Source organism: Ditibartonella choladocola (assembly GCF_002007565.1).
GTDB classification, from domain to species: Bacteria; Pseudomonadota; Alphaproteobacteria; order Rhizobiales; family Rhizobiaceae; genus Bartonella; species Bartonella choladocola.
Window position 1 is genome coordinate 560964 of the sequence record NZ_CP015625.1, and the last position, 23040, is coordinate 584003.

A 23040-nucleotide genomic window follows, 5' to 3' on the forward strand; every position below is an offset into this window, starting at 1 on the left:
CTTTCTTTTGAAAGCAATCAAACGCTTTATCGCTTACGCAGCAATCCTCTTTTAAGCAACGATATATTTGTTGCGCCAAGAAGAAACGCAGAACCGAAATAGACTATTATGGCTCCAAATACCAGAGAAAGGACGCCGACAGCCCGATAAGATAGAGGTGCGTTTGCCGAAAGCGGGTAAGAAAGATAGCCGATCGCATAATGGAGGGCGATAGCCATTATAATTGTCGAGAGTAAAATTCGCGGAATACGTTTCAAAAGAATTCGATCCCGTCCCCATTGGCGTCTTCTGACAAGCGTAATGAACAACAGAATTGCATTGACCCAACCCGCCGAGATTTCGGCAATTGCGATTCCGCGTGCCGATAAAATCGGGAAAAGTGTGAGCGCAAGCGATATATTGACGGCGACGGAAATTCCGGCAAAAATCATGGGCGTTTTGGTGTCTTCGCGGGCAAAGAACCCCGGTATGAATGCTTTTATCAACACAAAAGCAGGAAGTCCCAAGCCGTAAATTCCCAAAATTCCGGCGACAATTGTCGTCGACTGGGCAGAAAAATGCCCGCGCTCGAATAACAGGCGCACAATCGGTTCCGACATAACCAGAAACGCGGCAGCGGCCGGCAAAGTCAAAAGCAGAGTAAATTCGACAGACCGGTTTTGCAAGTTATCGGCTTCTTTCAGATTGCCGCTTCTGAGTGCACGCGAAAGTTCGGGCAAAAGCACTGTGGCAACAGCGATTCCGACGACACCCAATGGCAGTTGATAAAGCCGGTCGGCATAAACAAGTGACGAGACAGCACCTGATTGCGCGGAAGCAATATTGGTATTGATGAGAAGGTTTATCTGTGTAATGCCGCCGGTTATAGCAGCAGGTAGTGCAAGCCAGAGAAGCCTGCGAACATTATCGGTAAAGCGGGGAAAGCGAAAACCTATTTTCATACCGGCATTGGCTACAGCAATCCAAACGATAACAAGTTGCACAACGCCGGAAGCCATAACCCCCCATGAAAGACCAATGCCGACATGCCAGGGATCCAGTTTATAAATCCAGGCATAGAAGAGAACGCCGATAAGAATAATATTAAGAAAAACCGGAGCGATTGCCGCAGCAAAATAACGATGAAGCGAATTGAGCATCCCCCCCATCATTGCCGCCAATGACATGCAGGCAAGATAGGGGAACATAATCACGGCAAAGCGAACGGTTGCGGAAAATTTTGTTGCATCATCGGTAAAGCCCGGTGCAATGACATAACGCACCAGAAACGGCATGGTCAGTTCCATAATGATGGTTAAAATCAACAGAATTGAAAACAACACACCGAATACTTCTTCGGAAAACCGCCGTGCACTGTCTAACCCGTCCTCTTCTATCTGTTTGGCAAATAGTGGGACAAAAGCCGAATTGAAAGCGCCTTCGGCAAATAGCCGGCGGAATGTATTGGGAAAACGGAATGCAGCATTGAAAGCATCGGCCACCGGACCGGTGCCGACAGCCGCTGCCATAAGCATTTCGCGGATAAAACCGAACAGGCGACTCATCAACGTGCCGGATGCAACGGTCGCGAATTGTTTGATGAGGCTCATGTTCTCTTCATATTTTCCTTCGGCTCAGCCGCTATAAGTGCCAGAAGTTTGCGTCGTATGGCAGCTTGTTTTTGCGGGTTGATAATCTTGTGACGGAAAAGATCATTAACATAAAAATTGTCAATAACTTTTTCTCCGAAGGTCGTAATATGTGCCGAGGCAATGTCAAGAGAAAGATCGGAAAGAGTTTTCGTGATTTCAAAAAGCAGCCCCGGCCTGTCAAGTCCTTCAATTTCGATAACGCTGAATTTGTCGGAGAGGGTGTTGTTGATCTCGACATTCGGCGCAACGTCAAAAGCTTTGGCAGCGCGCCGCGGTTTGGCACGTTGTGCAATCACTTCCGGTAAACGGATTGTGCCCTTCAAGGCATCTTCAATCATTTTGCCAACTCGATTTGCCCGCCTTGTTTCATCATCATCAAGTTCAAATTCGCGGCTGATAAGAATGATGTCGAGAGCACGGCCATCTGTTGTGGTAAATATTTGAGCGTCGACAATATTGCCGCCGGCGGCTGCGCAGGCACCGGTAACAATGGAAAGAACGCGCGGATGATCGGGGGCAAGAATGGTGAGTTCCGTTACCCCGTCAAAACGGTGGAGTTCCGACATTGTGGCAAGCGGGGTTTTGCGTTTATCCGCATCACGGATAAAATTGGCTTGCCTCACCTGGTCTTCGGGCGAAACAGTCAACCAATAGTTCGGATATTGTAAGCCGATATAATGTTGTTTTTCAGCTTCGTCCCAATTTTCAAGTGCATCATGCAGGCGTTCTTTCGACGCGTTGATGCGGTCTGTGCGCGGAACCTGCGAAAAACCGCCGGTCAGAACAAGTTCGGTTTCATGATAAAGAGTTCGCAACAATTGTCCCTTCCAACCGTTCCACACGCCCGGTCCCACGCCTTTGATGTCGCAAATTGTGAGAACCAAAAGCAGCTTCAGCCGGTCGGTTGTCTGGACAACATTGGCAAAATCTTCAATTGTTTTGCGGTCGTTGAGGTCACGTGACTGGGCAACCATGCTCATGGTCAGATGTTCTTTGATGAGCCAGGCGACAAGTTCGGTATCTGCCCGCGAAAGCCCGAAACGCGGGCAAAGTTTACGGGCAATTTTTGCGCCCGCAATCGAATGGTCTTCCGGCCTGCCTTTGGCAATGTCGTGTAAAAATAAAGCGACAAAAAGAATCGTACGCTCTTTTTTGAACGTTGGCACAATAGATGAAGCAAGCGGATGATCCTGATAAACTTCGCCATGGTCGATTTGGCTAAGGCAGGCAATGCAGCGCAAAAGATGTTCGTCGACAGTGTAATGGTGGTACATATTGAACTGCATCATCGCGACGATCTTGCCAAAATCGGGAATGAATTTACCCAATACGCCCGATTCATTCATCCGCCGCAAAATCAGCGACGGGTTGCGCGGAGATGTTAAAATGGCAATAAAAAGCCGATTTGCTTCTTTGTCTTCCCGAACTTTCGGTGTGATGAGTTTGAGCGAACGGGAGGCTTCTTGCACGGCATGCGGGTGGCATTCAAGACCATGGGTGTCGGAAAGATAAAAAAGGCGGATAAGATTGACCGGATCACGGACAAAAACGTCATCATCGTCAATATTGATACGTTTGGTATCAATGACAAAACCCGGATAATCGACAATTTTCTTTTTACGGCGGGAAAACGTCAAAAATACCCGATTTAATCCGGGAACGGGTTTTGCATATTCTTCTTCCAAAGCCGCTGAAACAATTCGCGTCAAATCGCCAACCTGTTTGGCAACAAGAAAATAGTGTTTCATAAAACGTTCGACATCTTCCATGCCAGGGTGGGCGGTGTAGCCGAGCCGGTGGGCAATATCGCGCTGTATGTCGAAGGACAAACGCTCTTGTGCTTTCCCTGTTAAAAAATGCATATGGCAGCGTACCGCCCATAAAAAATCATCGGCTTTTTTGAAAATTCTCAATTCCGCTTTGGATAAAACACCCAGTGTAACGAGTTTGTCGGTCGAGGTGATGCGATAGTGATATTTGGCAATCCACAACAGGGTTTGTAAATCGCGTTGACCGCCTTTGCTTTCCTTTACATTGGGTTCGACGAGGTAACGTGTTTCACCGGCTTTTTTATGGCGCTGGTCACGCTCCAGAAGTTTTGCACGGATAAAAGCAGGTGACGTACCTTTGACAACTTCATCTTCAAAACGGCGCATCAATTCGTCAAAAATTCCACGATTGCCAATCAGAAAACGCGCTTCGAGAAGGGCAGTTCTCACTGTCATATCTTCTTGCGCCATGCGGATCGAGTCTTCGATATTTCTCGTTGCATGCCCGACTTTAAGTCCCACATCCCAAAGCATGTAGAGAATATATTCCATAACCTGTTCGCCCCAGGGTGTCTGTTTCCATGGCAGCAAAAAATGCAAATCAATATCGGAGTGGGGAGCCAGTGTCCCGCGTCCATAACCACCGACAGCTATGAGAGCAATACGTTCACCGCTTGACGGGTTGGGCAGGGGGTAAATTCTTTCAACAACAAAATTATAAAGTGTTGTAATGACAGTATCAACGAGCAAACTCAAACGACGTGCGCATTGACGCCCTTTGCCATTTTGCTGAAGAATAAGTTCAGCCTGTTTTTGCCCTTCGGAAATAGTGTTTTTTAAAAGTGCAACGATTTTCGGTCGGATTTTTAAACCGATATCAGCTCCATTTTCGTTTTTAATAAGCTCTTCCATCATCTGGCGAAGTTTTGTTTCTTCAATCAGAACAAGATTTTTTTGTGAAGCACCCATTATTACCCGATCCGCTGCTCACCCATTTTGTAAATTGAAATAAATCTAGACTATATTTCAAATTCTTGGAATAGCCTATATTCGCGACAATCGAGAAAGAAGATGACATCATCTTTCTGTTGCGTTAGGTGTCTTGGAAAAACGTTCTGACAAGCTATAAATTCCGGCAAGCCGCGAGTTTCTAACAAGGTATGGTAACAAGATGGAAGAACCCGAAAGCTTACAAGCAATTATCGACCGCTATGACGCTGTTCTTTGCGATGTCTGGGGTGTCATTCACAATGGTATTCACGCTTTCGACAAAGCTGTTTCGGCTTTAAGGAAAGTCAGGCAATCGGGAAAATCGGTTATATTGCTCACCAATTCGCCCCGTCCCCACCAAGGTGTGGCCAGCCAGTTGGCTTCATTGAAGATCGGCACTGACGTTTACGATGACATTGTCACTTCCGGCGATGCCACACGTTATCTCATCATGGAAGCGCCGAAAAAAGTTTTCCATATCGGCCCCGAACGCGATCTCGCCTTGTTTGACGGATTGGATGTCGAGCTTGTCGAAGAATTTGAAGCAACATCAATTGTCTGTACGGGACTTTTCGACGACGAGCATGAAACGCCGGAAGATTATGACGAACTTTTGCTCAAACTAAGGTCGAAAAATCTACCCTTTATATGTGCCAATCCCGACATCATCGTTCACCATGGCAATAAGGAATTGTGGTGCGCTGGTGCACTTGCCCGCAATTACGAACAACTCGGTGGGCGCACATTGATTGCGGGTAAACCCCATCGCCCGATTTATGATCTGGCAATGAAGAAACTTGACAAAAAAAACGGCCTTGTTGCCAAAGATCGCATTCTTGCTATTGGTGACGGAATTCTGACGGATATGAAAGGCGGACAACAATTCGGTCTTGATACGCTTTTTATCTCCGGTGGAATTCATCAGAATGAATATGCGAAAAATGGTCATGTCGATCGTGCCTTGTTGATCGAATTTCTGAATAAATATGGCAGCCATCCGATTGCCACCATGTGGGCGTTGAAATGAAAAATGAATTTTTGCGGTTGGAAAACCTTTCTGCATTTCCTGAAAGCTATAAAAATGCAGTTGTAGCAATCGGCAATTTTGACGGTATCCATAGAGGCCATCAGGTGGTTTTGCAAAGAGCGCTCGATGTGGCGCGCCAGACACAACGACCGGCAATCGTCTATACATTCGAGCCTCACCCTAAAACTTTCTTCAGGCCGCAATCGCCGGTAGACCGGCTGACACCTGCGCCGGAAAAAGCAAAAATATTGCGATTGCTCGGGTTTAATGGTGTTGTCGAACAGAAATTTGACGCAGACTTTGCAAAACTTGGCGCCGAAGAATTCGTCAGACATATTCTTTGCGAGAAGTTTCAGGCTTCGGCCATTGTAACCGGAAGTGACTTCCATTTTGGCAGCAAACGCTCCGGTACACCCGAATATTTGGAAGATTGCGGAAAGAGATTCGGCTTCGCCGTTATTAAAGTTCCACCATTTTGTGATGAAAATGGCGGAATTATATCTTCAAGCCGCATACGCAAACTTTTGACTGAAGGGAAAGTCGGAGAAAGTGCCGATCTTTTAGGTTATCATTATACCGTTTGTTCAAAAGTTATCCACGGCGCAAAGCTTGGGCGAACATTGGGATTTCCGACTGCCAATATGGCACTTCCCGTAGAAACCGGCCTTGCTTTCGGAATCTATGCCGTGCGCTTCCGGCGAAATGACGGGACACTTTATGACGGGGTTGCAAGTTTCGGCAAACGACCGACAGTCGAAGGGGATGGCGTGCCACTTCTCGAAACGTTTCTCTTTTCATTTGATGGTGATTTGTATGATGAGGCCGCATCTGTCAGCTTCTATTCCTATTTACGTGGAGAAAAGAAATTTGACGGGTTGCAACCGTTGATTGAGCAGATGAAAAAGGATAAAGAAAGTGCACAAACGGCACTTGAAAAAGCCCGCCCATTATCGGCATTGGATAAAAACTTCACGTTTACCAATAGCTAAGGATAGGCTCACAAGATTTTTGAGGTGCCGGGGTTTTAATAGATTTTTAAAAACTTGATTGAATAGTTAAAGCAGCCAGTCTGCAAAGAGTTGGTGCGTAACGGCTTGAAATCAGGTCGTTTTGTCAACGTGTCTGGAGTATATACGTGTCGAATATTGGTGTGAAAATAGTTTTTGCCAGCATAACGGGCTTGATGACGATTTCGTGTTTTCAGGGAAAAGCCGAACAGCTTTACGACTATCAGACAGGCAAAGTCACCAATGTCTCCAGCCAACAAAGTTATGCGGACGACAGAAATTACCGGTCGACAGCACCGAAAAAACAACATTTTTATAGTGGAAACTGGTCGTTGACGCTGGGTGCATCGGTTTACGAAGCACCGAAATTCGAGGGCGACGATACATATGATATTGCAGTCGATCCGATTTTTTCTATCGGGAAAACCGGTAGTGATAGCCGCTTTTCGTCACGCAATGATAATATGTCTTTTGCACTTTTGGAAAAAAGTTTCATTCGACTCGGTGTCGTTGGCAAAGTCCTCAAGGATCGTGACAGCGATACTTCGGGCGACCTCAAGGGGCTAAGCCGGGTAAAATGGGGTGGCGAAGTTGGCGGTTTTGCCGAGATTTACCCGCTCGATTGGCTGCGGGCGAGGGCAGAACTGCGTAAAGGTATACGCAGTCATGATGCTGTAACGTCCGATATTGCAGTTGACGCTTATAAAAATTTGACACCATCTGTTCAGGTTTCCGGCGGGCCGCGTGCTTTCTACGCCACAAAAGACTATTTCAAGACCTATTACGGAGTTGACCATGAAGAATCGCTCCGCTCCGGTTTGAAAGAATTCCATCCCGATAGCGGTTGGGGGGCATTCGGCGCCGGTGGTGCAATCACCTGGAAGGCCACCGACAAAATTACCACCAGCGTATTCAGCGAATACAAGCGGCTGACAGGGGACGCGGGTGATTCATCTTTGGTTAGTCAGCGTGGAGACAAAAACCAGTTTACAATGGGTATTTCCGCATCCTATCGTTTTGATTTTACGCTACGGTGAAATGGATAATCCGCGCCTCATAATACGGAAAATCGCGATTTCTTATATCCAATATTGCCTGCCGGTCCAATAGCGTTAGCCGGAATTGCTCTTATATGTCGGGCGAGTGTTTTTATTGATTATCAAATGTCGGGCTGATGATCGGGCTATTGGCGGTTGTTTCCACCAGATTTGCAAATTCGTCGATAAAAATAACCGATATGGTGACAATAGCTGCAAGCGTAACCACTATAACAAGCAGATATTCAAACACGCCATAAACAAAGTGCGATCTTCTCGTGTAAGTCGATAGCTGTAATGCATCCGAACTATGTTTCAGCACCTTGTCTCCACCTTTCAATTGCGGGATCGCAATGGCATTCATTGTGCCCTAAATGAAAGCTGTACAGAAATGAAAATTACCATTTCAAGCGGGTTTCTAATGGTGTGGTAAACAAACAATAAATTTTATTGTCAATAAATCAGCGACAGTGTGTCGAACGATCTCCATTTTGAAAGTTGATAAAAAAGTCCTATTTTAATATTGAAAATAGCATGAGAAATCAAAGAGGAAAAAATGACCAAACAATTCAAAGTCGCCATATTGATTGGCAGCCTGCGTAAAGAATCCTATAGCCGGAAATTGGGAAAGGCATTTATCAAACTTGCACCGGATAATCTCTCGCTTGATTTTATCGAAATAGGGGATTTGCCGCTCTATAATGAAGATCTTGAAACGGCTAACCCGCCTCTTGCGTGGCAGAATTTCAGAAATGAGCTGAAAAAGGTTGATGCTGTCCTCTTTATCACGCCCGAATATAATCGTTCGATACCGGCTGTATTGAAAAACGCTATTGATGTCGCATCACGCCCATATGGCAAAGGGGTATGGAATGGAAAGCCGGGTGCAGTTGTTTCCATTTCACAAGGTGCACTGGGCGGCTTTGGTGTCAACCATCAGTTAAGACAAGCTCTGGTGTTTAATGATGTTCCAACCATGCAGCAACCGGAAGCCTATATCGGCAATATTCAGCAATTGGTGACCGAGGATGGAAAAGCTGCAAATGAAAGTGCCGAAAAATTCTTTTCAACTATATTGAATTCTTTCGGAAAATGGGTTGAACAACTTTTAAAATAATAAATTCTATTATTAATATAATAAATTCGATCCTGAAATGGTTGTTAATATAATAATCATTTCAGGATTTTTTATATTATAATTTATTGTCACATAAAAATATAATAATCCTGATATAATACACGTTTTTATAAAACGTGAACACTAAATTTTAAAATGCCTTTATATCGTCCAACTGAATCCCCATATAATATTTAGACATTGGGGAGTGAAAAATGGAAAATATTAATAGTTTAATTGAATGGCAGCCCTATCAACTCGTTAATGCCGGTCTACTGGTTATTATCGTCAATCTTGCTTTAGGTTTTTCGTTATGGAAATCATTATCCGACAGCGAATGGGCGCGGTTTTTCGATATTGCATCCATATTGACCGGCGTGGGAGCTGTGTCACTTGCGATAACAATGAGCAGGGTTGTGGTCGTTGATTTTCTTGTCAACTTTTCATCGCTATTGTTAGCAAGCGGTATTTTGATGACCATTTTTGGCGCGATTTGCGATATTGCACATCGTCTCAGCCTTTACCGCGATAGCCATCATAATAAAGAAGCATAGATTACAAAATTGTTTTCAACACCGGTCGGGTATGTAGCGAGAGATGAAGAGGCCTCAATCGGGATTTGAAGGGGATGTATCCCGACTTTATGTCGGCATCTTCTATTTTGAGTGTCTTCTATTGAGTGTCTTCTATTTTGAGTGAGTGAATTTCACTTAAAAAAACAACTTTACATAAAAACCAACTTTACAAGTGTTGCATCAGTTTTTTGCCAAATGATAGAGTGTTTCAGCTCTATGACCGGATTTACAATAAGCAAGAACCGGATATTCGCATTTATTCAAAACCCGTTTCATCTCGTCCACGTTATGACTTGTGATGTGGGGTGGGGTAACTGGAATATAATAGCTATCGAGGCCATGAGCTTTGGCAGCTTTTTCGATTGTTGAAAAAACTGGTTGGTTTTCTTCTTCATTGTCGGGACGATTGCAAATGATTGTCTTGAAACCGGCCTTGGCAAGTTCGTCAACAAAATCTTCTGTAATCTGTCCGCAGGTGAAAACGCCATCGTCAATTTCAGTCAGGTTCATGAGAATTTAGTCCTTGGAATATGTCGATTTTACCTGTTCGGGAAAATATTCTGTTGCGTAAACCTTGGCAAGCGTATCTCTTGCTTATAAAACATGAAACTTGAACGCGAGCCGAATGACAAACGCTTGTAAGCGTGATGCTTGACGATGTTTGATTATCTTGAAGCATGAATGCCTCACGCATTTCAATGCCTAGATTTCGGTTTTGTAACAAGAGAATGAATGGTTAAATGACGATCTTGAAAAAGGCGTTTCCTATTGGAAAAAATGGCGCTTCAACTATGGATGACACGGTTCTGGTAGATGTCGATATAGTTTCTTCTGCCGATAAAAAGAGAAGCCAAATCTCGAAAAGAGTTGCCGAAGAGGTGCCGATTGCTCTTTCTTATGATGGAACAACGCAGGCTGTATTGATGGCTTCGCCTGACGATCTTGAAGATTTTGCATATGGTTTCAGTCGAACGGAAGAATTTATACATGACCCGAACGAGATAGAAAACGTTGATATTGTTACGCTGCCGCGCGGAATAGATGTCCAGATAGCGTTACAATATGACCGGCGGGATGCTTTTAGAAAGCGGCGGCGTTCTATGGCAGGACCGGTGGGCTGCGGGCTATGCGGGATCGAATCTATTGAAGCGGCCATGCGCGATATAGCTCCGGTAAAACGGACAGATATTTTATTTGATGCAGGAGAAATTTTCGCATCGGCGCGTGAATTATGTGAAAAACAGGTTTTAAACAATGCGACAAGAGCCGTGCATGCCGCAGCTTTTTACGATAAAAATAAAGGTATAGTTGCAGTTCGGGAAGATGTCGGCAGGCATAATGCGCTTGACAAATTATGTGGTCATCTGTTTCGCAACCGCATGGATGTAAATTGCGGTTTTATCGTTGTGACCAGCCGTCTTTCAGTGGAAATGGTGCAAAAAGCTGCCGTTCTCGGCGTTTCTACACTTGTTGCTGTATCGGCAGCAACCGCTGAAGCCATTCGCATAGGCCAGAAATGTAATATGACATTGGTCGGCCGTACACGGGAAAATAGTTTTGAAATATATTGCGGTGAAAAGTGGATTATCTGATCCACCCCGCAACCTCGATCCCTCAGGCATCAGCTTGGAAGGCTGAGTGCCGGAACCCGAGCGCACATGCTATCCATGTACGCTGTTATCTTCAAGCTTAGTTCAATCCCATAACAGCAAAGGCGATTGCAACATTCGTGCTTACAATCATCATGGAATAGAACACTGCAATTTTCATCATATCAGTCATGATCTCACCTCGAATATCTCTATCTATCACAATATATTACAACACGTAATATAACAATGTGTTATAATTCGGGCAATCATATAAAGTTCCATAAATTTTTTAAAAAACCCGCAATCCGGTTCATTTTGGAAATTCGGGCCAAGCTTTTATCGCTTGATTCAGGGCTTCAGTCCGGTGATTGCCTTTATTGAATATCATTTTTAGGACACGTTGGTTACTATTTTGTAAAATTTCGTGAGCATGCTGTGGAAACTTCACGAACGCGCACAATGTTTCCACCGCTTTCGTTTCCACCACCTTCGCGCAAGCTTCGTTTTCTATTTTGTAACAGGACTTAAAGGTAATGACGATTGTGATCGCATTGTCGTGCCTTTTCTTGTTAAGGAGAACAACGTGCAGCAAAGTGCCGTAAACTCGATAAGCAAAAGCAGTAAGTTTTCCGGTAGTGATATTGGTTTCGCTGCCGGTATTGTCATTATATTGACAGTTTTGTTTTTGCCTGTTCCATCTTTTGTACTGGATATGGGGCTTTCGTTTTCGATAGCTTTTTCGGTTTTGATTTTGATGGTGGCATTGTGGATTCAGCGCCCGCTCGATTTTTCGGCTTTTCCGACGGTGTTGCTTATCGCAACCATGCTGCGTCTATCGCTCAATATTGCGACAACGCGTGTTATCCTCACTCATGGTGATGAAGGTTATACCGCAGCCGGACATGTGATTCACGGGTTTTCACAATTCGTGATGGGTGGCGACTTTGTCATCGGTCTCGTGGTTTTTGCAATCCTTATTATCGTAAACTTTCTGGTTATTACCAAAGGTGCTACCCGTATTGCTGAAGTCGGTGCACGTTTTACTTTGGATGCCATTCCTGGCAAACAGATGGCGATTGATGCCGACTTGTCATCCGGTTTGATTGATGAAAAACAGGCACAGGTTCGCCGTCGTGAACTGGAAGAGGAAAGCTCCTTTTTCGGCTCGATGGATGGTGCTTCAAAATTCGTTCGTGGTGATGCGGTTGCCGGTCTCATTATTACAGCGGTCAACATATTTGGTGGCATTGTCATCGGCGTTACCCGTCATGGCATGGATGTGTCGCAGGCAGCAGACGTTTTCACAAAGCTTTCGGTCGGTGATGGTCTGGTCACACAGATACCGGCTTTGATTGTTTCTCTTGCCGCCGGCCTTCTGGTTTCCAAAGGCGGAACACGCGGTTCAACAGAAAAAGCTGTTTTCGGGCAATTGGGTGGTTACCCGAAAGCCTTGTTTGTTGCTTCGGTTCTGCTTGCTGTTTTGGGGTTGATGCCGGGATTGCCAGCCTTCCCGTTTTTGACCATTGCAGCACTTCTTGCCGGTATCGGCTTTTCAATTCCGCGTCGTTTGCAACGTCAGGCGGCAGAAGAACAGGCTATGAAAGCACAGGCTGATGCAATTGCTGAAAAAGAAGAAAGCCAATCGGTCAAAGCTTCGCTGGAAAAACCGGCTATCGAACTTGTATTGGGCAAACAATTGGCAACGCGTCTGTTGCCGCATCAAACAGAGCTTGCCAACCGCGTTGCAAAAATGCGCCGCAAATTTGCGACCGATTTCGGTTTTGTTATTCCTGAAATCGAAGTCTCGGATGATTATAAAACACCGCCGAAATCCTATCAGATCAAATTACATGGAACGGTTGTTGCGAGTTACGAAGTCCGTATCGGAGATGTTCTGGTTATGCTGGGAGAAAAACCGGCACCGAACCTTCCCGGCGAAGAAGTCCGTGAACCGGCATTCGGAATGCGTGCATTTGCAACATCCGAGACATTCCGTTCGGAACTTGCACGTGAAGGCTATATGGCTGTTGACAACATGTCGGTGTTGCTCACCCATTTAAGCGAAGTCTTGCGCAATAATTTGGCACAATTGCTCTCCTATAAAGATATGCGGATTCTTCTGGAACGTCTGGGACCGGAATATCGCAAACTTCTGGAAGAAATTTGTCCGGCTCATCTTTCCTATTCGGGTTTACAATCGGTCTTGAGATTGTTGCTGGCCGAACGTGTTTCCATTTGCAATCTTGACCAGATACTCGAAGCAATCGCGGAAATTGCACCCCATGTCCGCCGTGCCGAGCTTATTGTCGAACATGTTCGCATGCGCTTGTCACAACAAATTTGCGGCGACCTCTCGGATAATGGTGTATTGAATGTCTTGCGCCTTGGCAGCCATTGGGATCTGGTTTTCCATCAGGCATTGAAACGTGACGGCAAAGGCGAGATTGTCGAATTCGATATTGATCCGAGAGAACTTGAAAAATTTGGTACAGAGGCTACAAATGCTATCCGTAAACATATGGAAAAAGGCGAAAGATTTGTTCTTATTACTTCGCCGGAAGCACGTCCTTATGTTCGCATGATTATTGAACGCTTGTTTGCGACCTTACCGGTTCTGTCACACGCAGAAATTGCCCGCGGTGTTGAAGTCAAAACCTTGGGGACGATCGCCGACTAAAAGGAACAGGATATGTCCTTTGCACTTTTGCCCATAGATCAGCTGGTGATTGTCGCCATGCTGATCTTTGCGCGTGTAGGATCCTGCCTGATGTTGATGCCGGGCATATCGAGTGCCCGCATTCCAATGTCCTTCAGACTTTTTTTGGCAATCGCCTTTTCATTGATTATGGTGCCGCTTTCAGGTTCCCAATTTACCGAGATCGCCAAAAATCCCACATTAGCTACATTGGTCGTGGGTATAGCAAGTGAATCGCTTGTTGGTGCGACATTCGGTATTATCGCGCAAGCCTATATGTGGGCATTGCAATTTATGGCCAATATTATCGGTATGTCGATCGGATATTCCGGTCAGCCGGGAACCAGTGTTATCGAATCCATGCCCGAAACCCAGGTGGCCAACATGATAACCATCGGTGCGCTGATGCTATTTTTTGCGGCCGACCTTCATATGGTTGTCATTCGCGGGCTTATGACATCCTATCAGGTTGTTCCGGTTTCATTAACACCTGCTCCCCAATCGGCTTTGACCGATTTTCAGGATGCGCTTTCACAAACATTTTTGACAACTTTGCGTATTGCATCACCTTTTATCATCTATTCGATTTTGGTGAATATAGCTGTCGGACTGATAAATAAATTGACGCCGACGATACCTGTCTATTTCATATCCATGCCATTTGTTATGTTTGGCGGGCTTTTGCTCATTTATTATCTGTTGCCGGAAATATTGACATTTTTGGGTGCCGAATATGCTTCTTGGTTGAATAGGGGGCCATAATGCCAACACAGAGCCAACGTTATGCGAGGCTTTTAAAAGCCCAAAAATTGGTGAAAGCGCGTGATGAAGCCGAGCTTGAGGGCACACAAAGCCAGCGCTCGGCTTTGGAAGATGAAGACAAGTTTTTGTTTTCATTAATGGAAAATGGCTCACAGTCGGATTTGTTCGACCCGATGATGATTTCGCGACGCCTTGAAAAAAATGCCCGCAACGAAGCTGTTCTTGATAATCTGATTGTAAAGCAAAGGAAAACGCTGTTGCAATCAACACGGCGCTGCGACGTTATTGACGAGAAGCGCAAGGCCGCCGAGGATCTCGAAGAAAGAAAAGAACTGGCAAAAATGCTTGAAGAATATGTTGCGGCAAAAATCGTCAAAGACACCAGTTTGGGATAAGCTTTATCACTTATAGTCAAAAAAGCGGGAAAACCGTGTTGTTCGTGTTTACGGCATTCGGGTGTGAACCGCATAGATGAGATTCCGGTATTTTACCGGATAAGAGCTTATAAGAGGACGAATAATGGCCATTCAACCACCTTCTGACTTGGTACTTGACGTGTCAAAAGCGGCGGATCCTCTCGAATACAGAGCTTCGGTCGAAAAATTGCGCAATGCACAAAGTGCAGTGCGCGCTGCAAATCTTGAAATGTCGGGTGAAGGCTTTTCACAATTTGCAAAAGCCGGTGGTGATACGTCAGTATCATCTGTTACCGGACAATATGCCAATCAGGTTAAAATAAAAGAGAAATCACCGAACAGCGACCATACCGAGGCCTATAAGAAATTTGAAGCTTTCATGTTGCAATCATTTATCCAGAATATGTTTACCACTGATACGCCGTCAGTTTTCGGTAAAGGTCAGGCCGGTGAATATTGGAAATCCATGATGGCAGAGTCAATGGCCAAGGAAGTGGCCGATCGCGGCGGAATTGGTGTGGCGAAAATGCTGGCGCGCGATGAAGAACTCAAGCAGGGCAAAGTTCCCGACGGTGGAATACAAGGGATGGGTTCGGCCTTCGGCGATCTTGCACGTACAAACCAGAATACTCAGGCAACTGTTGATAATATTGTCCATAGCCACGATATAAACTTCGTGCGCAAACAGATGACTGAAAATACTTGAACGTTTTATTATGATTTATGGTAACATGCTCAATCAAAGGAGATTCAAATGTCTTTAGCTGAGCAATCAGGCGAACAGAATATGGCTTCGGCTCCGGTCGTAAAGGCGCACATTAATGATCCCGCAGCGAGGGATGTTGCCTTGGCGAGGTTTGCAGCGGTTGTCAACGCTCTTGAAGAAGTTGTCGATTATGAAACAAGTGCGCTCGAACAACATCAAAACCCCGATTATAACGATATTAATGCTCGTAAAGCCCGTGGTTTGCGCGATTTGAATCAATCCATGACCGAAGTTGCCCGTTATTTTGATGATAGCGTGGAAAACAAAGTTGAAACATTGCTGAACGGGTTGAAAAAGAAACTTGAACGCAATAGCGAGTTATTGAAAATTCATCTGGAAGCTGTTACCGAACTCTCGCAAATGATGCAAAATGCAGCTCGCGAACAGGAGACAGATGGAACCTATGATCCATTTACTGTCAATAGTGGCCAGCAAAAATGATAAAAACTGTTGTCATCGGACTTTGGGTTTGCATTATTGCCTTAGGGTCATTGATGTTGGCTATCAAAATGGGGGCCGAGCCCAAGTCCGCTGCCGCAACAGAAGAGTCTTCGTCGTCGATTGATTTCGACCGGACAGATGTGATGAGTGTGCCAATTTTAGCCGATGGAAAAGTCGACGGTTATATTATTGCGCAGCTTGTCTATACAGTTGACTCAAACGTCAAAAATAAATTGCATGTCCCACTGGGACTCATTGTTAATGATGCTGTTTTTAACGTTTTTTACGGCTCCTATACCGATACAAAACGGATCGAACATGTGAAGTTCGAGGACGTAAAGCAAAAAATTATTGACGGCGTCAATCAACGTTTTCCTGAACCGGTGATTAAAGACCTGATGGTGGAGCAATTCAATTTTATTCCGGCCGATCAGGTCAGAGATATGAACAAGGTGAAGTAAATTCATTCGGTTCATAGAGTGAAATCTGTCAAATTATTTGAAACTCTCAGGAAAATTTTAATCTGTGTTCAAGACTTGATCGCAATTCTTTGCTAACCGGTAAGGGACGTTGTGCCGGTCGTCGTGAAGGCGGCCAACGCTGTTTTTCTCATTCCGGATTGGTAACGTCACCAATTCAACAATGGTTGATTTCTTTTCCCGATAATGGAAACGACGGATTTCGGTTTATGACAACCGGTTTTTCTATTTCCGCGTGTTGAATAATCATTTGCCAGAATTGATTGTCATTCCGGTTATTGCTCCTCGTTAGCGCCGCGGAAAATACCGGTTTGAGGCGTTCAATTCCGCCTTTTGTTAACCGACCGTTTACAAAAAATCGGATAGCCGTACGGAATAAGTTCAACGGCAAAAAAAGTGTGTTGTTTTCGGAAGAAGACTGTTTTCGGCTCCACCGCAGACTAAAATCAATCGGTTATTTTCAAAAATCGGGCAAGCAGGCGTATTCATGAAGTGCTACCCGTTTGGTCCCGTCTTGGACATCGGTAACCAGTTCCATATCGAAAATTGAAGCGTTTGAGCGATAGGCTTCAAAATATTCTGAAAATCCGGTCATGCGGCATGAAAAAGAATAGAAATTCGGGCAAGACATATTCATGGGTAATGCCTGATTTCAGCGGGAATATCGATTGTTCAATTCGAGACGAATATCAATGAATGAAATGTCTTATCGGCAGTCAATCTCTTCTCGTCGACAAAATATATTGGAGTCTATACATATATTGGAGCCTATGCCAAAGATCGAAAAACAGTTGGCAAAGGCGATTGATTTCAATTTGTCTATTCAACGTGTGAATATTGATATTCAACTCTATTTGCCTGACGTTTTTTTAAGCCGCGCATTGTTCAATGCGTCGATCAATTGGCGTGTATCGGTTTCATCATCTTGAGGATTTTCAAAAACGACATTATCAAGCTCGACGCCAAAACCTTCAGGCGACATAATGAGCTGGAAATAGGCAGTTACGCCGTCATTCGAGAATTCCATATCGAGAGTAATCGTCGGCGGTGTATCCCAGTCCAGTTCAAAGCTCCCCCCATTTGCGAAACGCAGGGTGTGGGGATAAAAATGCAGTTCGGTCGCCGCGTCGATAATATCACTGATATTGGCGAAATGCTCATCGTGTAGATAAGCAATGAAATCGGCCGGATCGACAAGTTTCAATTCCGGAATAATTCGCGCGACCTGTTTTGCAATCATCATCTCGCGCATTTCATGGACATCATCTTTTTTCATTTTATTTCATAACAGTTTTAGTAGAAGATTAGGGGTTAAGTATTTTTGTCAGTGTATTTTAGTTTTGTCAGTGTAATTTTTGACTGTTAATATAGCGGATCAATTCCGCTACAGCTTGATAGAATTCTTGGGGTATAACCTGGTCGACTTCTACCTGTTTATAAAGTGCACGTGCAAGCGGTATATTTTCTATAACAGGAACGTCGTTCTCGACAGCAATTTCTCTGATGCGAAGAGCCAGAATATCCTGCCCTTTGGCGACAACCACAGGAGCATAATCGGTAGGCGGTTTATAACGCAACGCAACAGAAAAGTGGGTAGGGTTGGCAACAACGACCGTGGCTTTCGGAACGTTGGCCATCATCTGGCGACGGATACGGTCACGGGCAAGTGAACGCATACGCGCTTTGACCATCGGATTACCTTCGATTTCCTTTTGCTCGTCCTTGAGTTCCTGTTTTGTCATGCGTAACTGCCGACGCCAACTGAAACGTGACCACGCAAAGTCAAAAGCGGCAATTGCGACAACGGCAACCGAAAATGAAATGAGAAGCTGGGCAACTTCCGAACGTATATATTCCGGCAATGCCGATGCAACCGTTCCCAATGCGTCGGTAAAAACTGTATTGCCTTTGAAAAAGGAAAGATAAACAATCAGACTGACACCAATCAGCTTGGCTAGCGATTTTAAAAATTCAACGAAGCCGCTTTTGCCGAAAATGCGGCTGAAACCGGCAGCCGGTGAAATGCGGGAAAATTGCGGACGTATTCTTTCCCCTACAACACGCGGAACATTTTGAATCATAGAGGCGGCAATGCCGATGAGTGGAATAATAACCAGAATAGGAAGCAAAGCCAGCCCCACATGACCACCGACCAGCAGCAAAAGATGTTTCACATCCTCTGCTCCATTCAATCGCCAGCTTTCGGGTCGCTCGATCCATTGCACAAGGAAATTGGAAAGCTTCGACATTGCAGGAAAAGCGATGAATATAGCAATCATGCTATAACCGACAAGACCTGCAAAGGTTGGCAATTCCCGCGAAAACGGAAGGTTACCTTTTTCTTCCGCTTTGCTTATTTTGTGTTCGGTCGGCTCTTCGGTCTGGCTATCCTTATCCGGTTTGTCTTCAGCCATTTGTTATCATTCTTCAGGTTTTTCTGCTTCTTTGGTGTCGCCTTCAGGTGCTTTTTGGTCACCATCGGGTGCGCCACCTGCGGCTCCATTTGCAGTTTCGTCTGCTGCCAGACTTATTTTTCCTTCACTTGAAAGTTTGATCGCCTGTTGTGCGATTGTTCTGCGGGCATTGGTAATATCGGCTTGCGTTATCATGTCATTCGGCGATTTCAACTCGGCTTCAACCATGCGGCGACTGCGTTGCGACAAGGAACCGAGAATAGTTTCGGTTGTCTCTTTGTCGGCGTTCCGCAAAGCAGTGATAATGACATCTGAAGGTATATCGTCGAAAAGCAACAGACGGGCTCTTGCCGACAAACGCGGAATGTCCTCGAAAACAAAAAGCTTCGATTTGATTTTTTCAAGATCTTCAGGATCAAGGCCGTCAAGGCTTGCAAGCATTTCATCAATTTCGCTTTTATCGAGCTGGTTGAGAATGTTTGCAATTTCACCATAATGCGATTGGTCGGCGGTTTCGTTCTTTTGCATCAGTTCGGGGCGTAAAGCCTTATCCAACAATTCGTCAACAATCGGCATGACCGAGCGTAAATGCAGTGTGCGGAAGATAATATCGCCGCGTTCGGCCATTGTCTGGAGGAGGAGCAGCTTTGCCGCGAGATCGGAAGGAAGTTTTGATACGATATAAGCAATAACTTGCGGATGTTCCTGTGAGAGATGATCCTGCAATTCTTCAGCCGACATTTTGCCCATGATTTCCCATAGGCTTTCCTCCGGAATAGCCGGTGTTGCATTCGGATCAAGTATTTTTGCCGCTTCATCTTCCGGCAAAGTTTCCTGAACAAGATTATCAAAACGTTCACCGGCTTGCGAAAAAGATACGCCTTCTGCGAAAGCATCCTCGAACTGGTGTACCAGAATGTCAAAATCGGCAAGGCTGATGTTGGGTAATGTATGGGCTTGACCACTCAACCGGCGTAAATCATCAGGTGAAAAATGCTTGAGTATTTTTGCAGCCGCCGGTTTTCCCATAGCAACAAGCAACGCGGCAACTTTTTGTTGCCCCGTCAGGCTGTCAATCACAGAGGATGAAGTTTTTCGCGGGCCGGTTGCAGAAACAACAGGCTCTTCATTTCCGGATATTTTTTCCTGTTCTGTTGACGCCATAGCTGTCTTTCAAAGCATTCAAATAGATTATTTGCCGATAATTTCCGTCAAGCTCACCCCGAAACGGGATGAATCATCTTCCATCACGATAACTTCACCACGAGCAATGACACGACCGTTGACAACAATGTCAACCGGATCACCAATTTGTTTATCAAGCGTAATAACCGCGCCGCGTCCGAGATTCATCAAAGTTGCAACAGGCATTGTTGTGCCACCGAGGACGACTTGTACCTCGACAGGAATGCTCATAATCAGATCGGCATTGCCTGCCGGCTCGCTCTGCTGTGCCTGGGTATTGTGCTGCGTGGCCCCCGACGCTCCGAAACCGCCGCCCGCACCAAAATTCGAGCCGGCAGGTTTTTGCGGGTTCGCGCCAAAGCCGCCGGCGGTTCCTGTATGTGCCCCTGCAAATGGAGCTGCCCCGCCAGTCGGGGCATTGGGTTTGAAGCCTCCCCCCGGCATAGCTGTTCCTGCCGGACGTGGCGGCATTGTCGGCTTGGCACCCATTGGTGGTGGAGTCGTTGTCGGTTTTGTATCGTCTGCCATAGTCTCACCGTTTCATTACAGCTATTGCCGGTTCTGATTAAAATTGTACTCTGTTGTCAAGATCTGCTTTATGTACCCTGCGCTGAACAAAAACCGGCAATCCGTTATTCTGCATTGTCTGCGGCGTTGCAGAACGGGTAGGGGCGGAATTTGCTGTCGGGCCATGCGCCTGTGCCGTCAATATACCGCGCAGACGATTAAAATCTCCTTGCAACTGGTTGCGTATGGTTTCCATATGGGCGACAGAACGGTCAACTTCCCTGCGAATGCGTGACGATTCGGTAATACGCGCATCAAGCTTTTTATTCTCATCCCGAAAATCCTGATGTTCTTCACGCAATGCTTTGACTGCGCGATCGAGACTTGATGTTGCAGCATGAACCTGTTCGGCCAATTGCCGTCCCAGACGGATTGTACTGGCCAGTTTGCGCGCGGTAATGACAAACACACCAACGGATGTCATTGCAAGAACGGCGCCAATAATATTAACTATGAACCAGTTCATCATACATTTCCTCTTCTTCATCAATCGGGTCGGTAACCCGTACAGAAAAATTTGACCCCACTTTGCCCAGAGAACATTTGTAAAGGGGTTTGTCTCCGCTGCGCATTCTTACCTGCTTGACTGCATTGGCAGGAAGCGGAAGGACTTGCCCGACTTCTATATGCATCAATTCATTCAACGTCATAGACCCTTGAATGATGTAAGCTTCAATGCCGACATGGGCGCGGCTGACTTCCTGACGCAAGCGTTTCGCCCATAACGGGTCTGTCCGCGTCGAAGGCGCCCTCAATATTCTGGTGACTGCTTCCTGTATCGGACGATGGCAGCTTCTGGGCATAAGCAGATTGAGTGTTGTTTCAACTTCACCCGATTTCACCGATAACAGGCACGAGAACATCCGCAATTGTTCAAAGTCTTCAATATCGAACTCTTGTGCATTGGTCGTCTCTTTGAAATTGAAGAGTGTACCATCACCATTTCCGAAAACATCATCCATTGCTGCGGATAAGGCTTGCGCCAATGTTTCGCCTGTTTTTGTCTCGACAGGACTGAAAGGCCGCCCATTGCGGTTAAGAATCGCCGGTTCGGGTGCTCCGAAGAAAGCATCCGTTACAACGCTTACCAGATTTGCATCCAGAACAAACAACACGTCACCACCCCAACGGTCGGCTTCGAACCTGACAACCAGCGTATCTCCGGTTATAATTTTCGGGAGTGCGTCGGCTTTCAAAGTGTCGAGCGATTTAACTTCTATAGTGAAAGTAGCAGACGTATATTGCGCCAACCTTGCGCATAAATTTGTTGCCGCATCTCCGAACACATGCTGGAAAGACTGGAGATCGTCACCGGATATTCCGGCGGCACGCAAAATATGCTCGGCCAGAACATCTTTCTTTTTTTCTTCTACCGATTCTGATGGCGCAGCGCTATTTTCTGCCTCAGGCGCGGCCTGGCTTTTTGCTCCGGCAGTTTGCGTTGTTTTATCAGTGGTTGCTTCCGACATATTTTATGCAGCCTCTTTTGTTGCCGGTTGACCGGAGATCGCTTCTTGTTCAACCACATCTATTGTCGGACGATCTTTTGCCGAAATTGTTTTTCGCCCGTATTCCAAAGCAATTTGTGGCATTGCACCATTCATATAAGCCAGCAAAGTCTGCTTGATTACCGTGTAAATTCGGGTTTTCTTGCCGCGAACAAGTTTGATTTTAGAGGCTATCGGAGCAAATACGGCATAAGCAAAGAAAATACCACCGAATGTACCGACCAAAGCCGCCCCGATATAATGGCCTAAAACTTCCGGAGATTCGTTAAGGTGTCCCATTGCTTTGACCACACCGAGAACGGCGGCAACAATACCTAGTGCAGGCAGCGCATCGGCAACTGTTTGCAAAGACGAAGCCGACTTTAATGCATCTTGTGAAATCGTGTGGATTTCCTCGTCCATCAGTGCTTCGATTTCAAAAGGCCGTGCATTGCCGACAAGAATAAGGCGGCAATAATCGCAAATAAAATTGGTGATCGAGTCATCTTTCAATATTGTCGGATATTGCTGGAATATCGACGATTCCTTGGGATTGTCGAAGTGGCCTTCAACTTCCGAACGTGACTTGGAACGCATTTCGCGCATCAATGCATAGAGAAGGCCGAGTAATGAAAGATAGTCCTTTTGTTTCGGGACAGCTTCTTTCATTGCTTCCAATGTGGCTTTGATCGTATCTTTGATGACCGAGAATGGATTGGCAATGATAAACGTGCCAAATGCGGCGCCCAAGATAATGACAAATTCCCAAGGCTGCATAAGAACAGATACATGCCCCCCCATTGCCATGAAGCTTCCGAGGATACAGCCAAGTGCAATTGCTAGTCCTAGAATAACACCCAACGCAAACGCTCCTATCTTTTAAGTCAACGAATGTATAGAATAGCTGCCTTGTGTGAAGCTTGCCATAATAAAATCTATCATTCAGCCCCGATATTATCGCATGATTCTTGCCAGAACGCTAAAAAACAGCCATTTCTAATATTATATTATAATAATAAAGACTGTTATGGTATAATCATTAACAGAGATAGTAGTGATAACAAACTGTCAGTTTTGTTTGTA

At 45.5% G+C, this 23040-nt stretch carries 22 protein-coding genes and 2 pseudogenes; 12 read left to right on the plus strand and 12 right to left on the minus strand.

Features of this window, described 5'->3' with window-relative positions; translation table 11 throughout:
• Positions 1-26 precede the first annotated feature (26 nt).
• Both murJ and BBC0122_RS02530 read right to left on the minus strand, forming a co-directional pair.
• The gene (murJ, locus tag BBC0122_RS02525; protein WP_077990975.1) at positions 27-1589 is read right to left on the minus strand and encodes a murein biosynthesis integral membrane protein MurJ; all 1563 of its coding nucleotides are present in this window, start codon (positions 1587-1589) and stop codon (positions 27-29) included.
• Entirely contained in the window at positions 1586-4369 is a 2784-nt protein-coding gene (locus BBC0122_RS02530) for a [protein-PII] uridylyltransferase (protein ID WP_077990977.1), read from the minus strand. Before BBC0122_RS02530 ends, murJ begins: the two co-directional genes overlap by 4 nt.
• Before the next feature lie 202 nt (positions 4370-4571).
• On the opposite strand from BBC0122_RS02530, the gene BBC0122_RS02535 reads away from it, so the two are divergent.
• The 3 genes from BBC0122_RS02535 (at position 4572) to BBC0122_RS02545 (ending at position 7461) form a co-directional block, all read left to right on the plus strand.
• The gene (locus tag BBC0122_RS02535) at positions 4572-5417 is read left to right on the plus strand and encodes a TIGR01459 family HAD-type hydrolase (protein ID WP_077990978.1); all 846 of its coding nucleotides are present in this window, start codon (positions 4572-4574) and stop codon (positions 5415-5417) included.
• Positions 5414-6406, plus strand: a complete 993-nt coding sequence (locus BBC0122_RS02540; RefSeq protein WP_077990980.1) for a bifunctional riboflavin kinase/FAD synthetase — start codon at positions 5414-5416, stop codon at positions 6404-6406. Before BBC0122_RS02535 ends, BBC0122_RS02540 begins: the two co-directional genes overlap by 4 nt.
• A 146-nt stretch (positions 6407-6552) precedes the next feature.
• Entirely contained in the window at positions 6553-7461 is a 909-nt protein-coding gene (locus BBC0122_RS02545) for a MipA/OmpV family protein (protein ID WP_077990982.1), read from the plus strand.
• 112 nt (positions 7462-7573) lie between these two features.
• Here the strand turns inward: BBC0122_RS02545 and BBC0122_RS02550 are convergent, their stop codons facing one another.
• Positions 7574-7825 carry a hypothetical protein gene (locus BBC0122_RS02550; protein ID WP_077990983.1) on the minus strand — a complete coding sequence of 84 codons (252 nt, stop codon included), beginning with the start codon at positions 7823-7825 and terminating at the stop codon, positions 7574-7576.
• Positions 7826-8017: 192 nt separating this feature from the next.
• On the opposite strand from BBC0122_RS02550, the gene BBC0122_RS02555 reads away from it, so the two are divergent.
• Entirely contained in the window at positions 8018-8578 is a 561-nt protein-coding gene (locus tag BBC0122_RS02555) for an NADPH-dependent FMN reductase (protein ID WP_077990985.1), read from the plus strand.
• A 215-nt stretch (positions 8579-8793) separates the two neighbouring features.
• Entirely contained in the window at positions 8794-9132 is a 339-nt protein-coding gene (locus BBC0122_RS02560; RefSeq protein ID WP_077990987.1) for a hypothetical protein, read from the plus strand.
• A gap of 201 nt (positions 9133-9333) precedes the next feature.
• On the opposite strand, the gene BBC0122_RS02565 is transcribed toward BBC0122_RS02560, so the two are convergent.
• On the minus strand, positions 9334-9663 hold the full coding sequence (locus BBC0122_RS02565; protein ID WP_077990988.1) for a protein tyrosine phosphatase family protein: 330 nt from the start codon (positions 9661-9663) through the stop codon (positions 9334-9336).
• A gap of 230 nt (positions 9664-9893) precedes the next feature.
• On the opposite strand from BBC0122_RS02565, the gene fdhD reads away from it, so the two are divergent.
• The 7 genes and pseudogenes from fdhD (at position 9894) to BBC0122_RS02605 (ending at position 16286) form a co-directional block, all read left to right on the plus strand.
• Complete coding sequence (fdhD, locus tag BBC0122_RS02570) at positions 9894-10745, plus strand: formate dehydrogenase accessory sulfurtransferase FdhD (protein ID WP_149866628.1); 852 nt, start codon at positions 9894-9896, stop codon at positions 10743-10745.
• 583 nt (positions 10746-11328) lie between these two features.
• Positions 11329-13422, plus strand: coding sequence for a flagellar biosynthesis protein FlhA (flhA, locus tag BBC0122_RS02580; RefSeq protein WP_077990990.1), 2094 nt, complete (start codon positions 11329-11331; stop codon positions 13420-13422).
• Positions 13423-13434: 12 nt separating this feature from the next.
• Positions 13435-14202, plus strand: a complete 768-nt coding sequence (gene fliR / locus BBC0122_RS02585; protein WP_077990991.1) for a flagellar biosynthetic protein FliR — start codon at positions 13435-13437, stop codon at positions 14200-14202.
• On the plus strand, positions 14202-14597 hold the full coding sequence (locus BBC0122_RS02590) for a hypothetical protein (RefSeq protein ID WP_077990992.1): 396 nt from the start codon (positions 14202-14204) through the stop codon (positions 14595-14597). Before fliR ends, BBC0122_RS02590 begins: the two co-directional genes overlap by 1 nt.
• Positions 14598-14973: 376 nt before the next feature.
• A pseudogene (locus BBC0122_RS13380) lies at positions 14974-15145 on the plus strand (rod-binding protein); the annotation flags it as partial.
• A gap of 227 nt (positions 15146-15372) precedes the next feature.
• Positions 15373-15825 (plus strand): M35 family metalloendopeptidase, encoded by a 453-nt coding sequence (locus BBC0122_RS02600; RefSeq protein ID WP_077990995.1) that lies wholly within the window; start codon positions 15373-15375, stop codon positions 15823-15825.
• Positions 15822-16286 (plus strand): hypothetical protein, encoded by a 465-nt coding sequence (locus BBC0122_RS02605; protein ID WP_077990997.1) that lies wholly within the window; start codon positions 15822-15824, stop codon positions 16284-16286. Before BBC0122_RS02600 ends, BBC0122_RS02605 begins: the two co-directional genes overlap by 4 nt.
• 478 nt (positions 16287-16764) lie before the next feature.
• Here the strand turns inward: BBC0122_RS02605 and BBC0122_RS12950 are convergent, their stop codons facing one another.
• From BBC0122_RS12950 to motA, 8 genes and pseudogenes are all read right to left on the minus strand, one after another.
• Positions 16765-16941 (minus strand): hypothetical protein, encoded by a 177-nt coding sequence (locus BBC0122_RS12950; protein ID WP_188318069.1) that lies wholly within the window; start codon positions 16939-16941, stop codon positions 16765-16767.
• Positions 16942-17154: 213 nt separating this feature from the next.
• On the minus strand, positions 17155-17580 hold the full coding sequence (locus BBC0122_RS02610; protein WP_077990999.1) for a hypothetical protein: 426 nt from the start codon (positions 17578-17580) through the stop codon (positions 17155-17157).
• Positions 17581-17647: 67 nt separating this feature from the next.
• The gene (flhB, locus tag BBC0122_RS02615; protein WP_077991001.1) at positions 17648-18718 is read right to left on the minus strand and encodes a flagellar biosynthesis protein FlhB; all 1071 of its coding nucleotides are present in this window, start codon (positions 18716-18718) and stop codon (positions 17648-17650) included.
• Positions 18719-18724: 6 nt separating this feature from the next.
• On the minus strand, positions 18725-19882 hold the full coding sequence (locus tag BBC0122_RS02620; protein ID WP_077991002.1) for a flagellar motor switch protein FliG: 1158 nt from the start codon (positions 19880-19882) through the stop codon (positions 18725-18727).
• A gap of 27 nt (positions 19883-19909) precedes the next feature.
• Positions 19910-20149, minus strand: a pseudogene (gene fliN, locus BBC0122_RS02625) (flagellar motor switch protein FliN); the annotation flags it as partial.
• Between the two features lie 319 nt (positions 20150-20468).
• Positions 20469-20939 carry a BAB2_0123 family type IV secretion system effector gene (locus BBC0122_RS02630; RefSeq protein ID WP_225868137.1) on the minus strand — a complete coding sequence of 157 codons (471 nt, stop codon included), beginning with the start codon at positions 20937-20939 and terminating at the stop codon, positions 20469-20471.
• The gene (locus BBC0122_RS02635) at positions 20917-21939 is read right to left on the minus strand and encodes a FliM/FliN family flagellar motor switch protein (protein WP_077991006.1); all 1023 of its coding nucleotides are present in this window, start codon (positions 21937-21939) and stop codon (positions 20917-20919) included. Before BBC0122_RS02635 ends, BBC0122_RS02630 begins: the two co-directional genes overlap by 23 nt.
• Positions 21940-21942: 3 nt before the next feature.
• A complete protein-coding gene (motA, locus tag BBC0122_RS02640) occupies positions 21943-22818 on the minus strand; it encodes a flagellar motor stator protein MotA (protein ID WP_077991012.1) in 876 nt (291 codons plus the stop codon).
• Positions 22819-23040: the final 222 nt, after the last annotated feature.

Excerpts from the sequence above, each read along its gene's own strand:
- murJ (WP_077990975.1), bottom strand. The coding sequence starts at position 1,589 with ATGAGCCTCATCAAACAATTCGCGACCGTTGCATCCGGCACGTTGATG.
- BBC0122_RS02530 (WP_077990977.1), bottom strand. The coding sequence starts at position 4,369 with ATGGGTGCTTCACAAAAAAATCTTGTTCTGATTGAAGAAACAAAACTT.
- BBC0122_RS02535 (WP_077990978.1), top strand. The coding sequence starts at position 4,572 with ATGGAAGAACCCGAAAGCTTACAAGCAATTATCGACCGCTATGACGCT.
- BBC0122_RS02540 (WP_077990980.1), top strand. The coding sequence starts at position 5,414 with ATGAAAAATGAATTTTTGCGGTTGGAAAACCTTTCTGCATTTCCTGAA.
- BBC0122_RS02550 (WP_077990983.1), bottom strand. The coding sequence starts at position 7,825 with ATGAATGCCATTGCGATCCCGCAATTGAAAGGTGGAGACAAGGTGCTG.
- BBC0122_RS02555 (WP_077990985.1), top strand. The coding sequence starts at position 8,018 with ATGACCAAACAATTCAAAGTCGCCATATTGATTGGCAGCCTGCGTAAA.
- BBC0122_RS02560 (WP_077990987.1), top strand. The coding sequence starts at position 8,794 with ATGGAAAATATTAATAGTTTAATTGAATGGCAGCCCTATCAACTCGTT.
- BBC0122_RS02565 (WP_077990988.1), bottom strand. The coding sequence starts at position 9,663 with ATGAACCTGACTGAAATTGACGATGGCGTTTTCACCTGCGGACAGATT.
- fdhD (WP_149866628.1), top strand. The coding sequence starts at position 9,894 with ATGACGATCTTGAAAAAGGCGTTTCCTATTGGAAAAAATGGCGCTTCA.
- fliR (WP_077990991.1), top strand. The coding sequence starts at position 13,435 with ATGTCCTTTGCACTTTTGCCCATAGATCAGCTGGTGATTGTCGCCATG.
- BBC0122_RS02590 (WP_077990992.1), top strand. The coding sequence starts at position 14,202 with ATGCCAACACAGAGCCAACGTTATGCGAGGCTTTTAAAAGCCCAAAAA.
- BBC0122_RS02600 (WP_077990995.1), top strand. The coding sequence starts at position 15,373 with ATGTCTTTAGCTGAGCAATCAGGCGAACAGAATATGGCTTCGGCTCCG.
- BBC0122_RS02605 (WP_077990997.1), top strand. The coding sequence starts at position 15,822 with ATGATAAAAACTGTTGTCATCGGACTTTGGGTTTGCATTATTGCCTTA.
- BBC0122_RS12950 (WP_188318069.1), bottom strand. The coding sequence starts at position 16,941 with ATGAATATGTCTTGCCCGAATTTCTATTCTTTTTCATGCCGCATGACC.
- BBC0122_RS02610 (WP_077990999.1), bottom strand. The coding sequence starts at position 17,580 with ATGAAAAAAGATGATGTCCATGAAATGCGCGAGATGATGATTGCAAAA.
- flhB (WP_077991001.1), bottom strand. The coding sequence starts at position 18,718 with ATGGCTGAAGACAAACCGGATAAGGATAGCCAGACCGAAGAGCCGACC.
- BBC0122_RS02620 (WP_077991002.1), bottom strand. The coding sequence starts at position 19,882 with ATGGCGTCAACAGAACAGGAAAAAATATCCGGAAATGAAGAGCCTGTT.
- BBC0122_RS02630 (WP_225868137.1), bottom strand. The coding sequence starts at position 20,939 with ATGATGAACTGGTTCATAGTTAATATTATTGGCGCCGTTCTTGCAATG.
- BBC0122_RS02635 (WP_077991006.1), bottom strand. The coding sequence starts at position 21,939 with ATGTCGGAAGCAACCACTGATAAAACAACGCAAACTGCCGGAGCAAAA.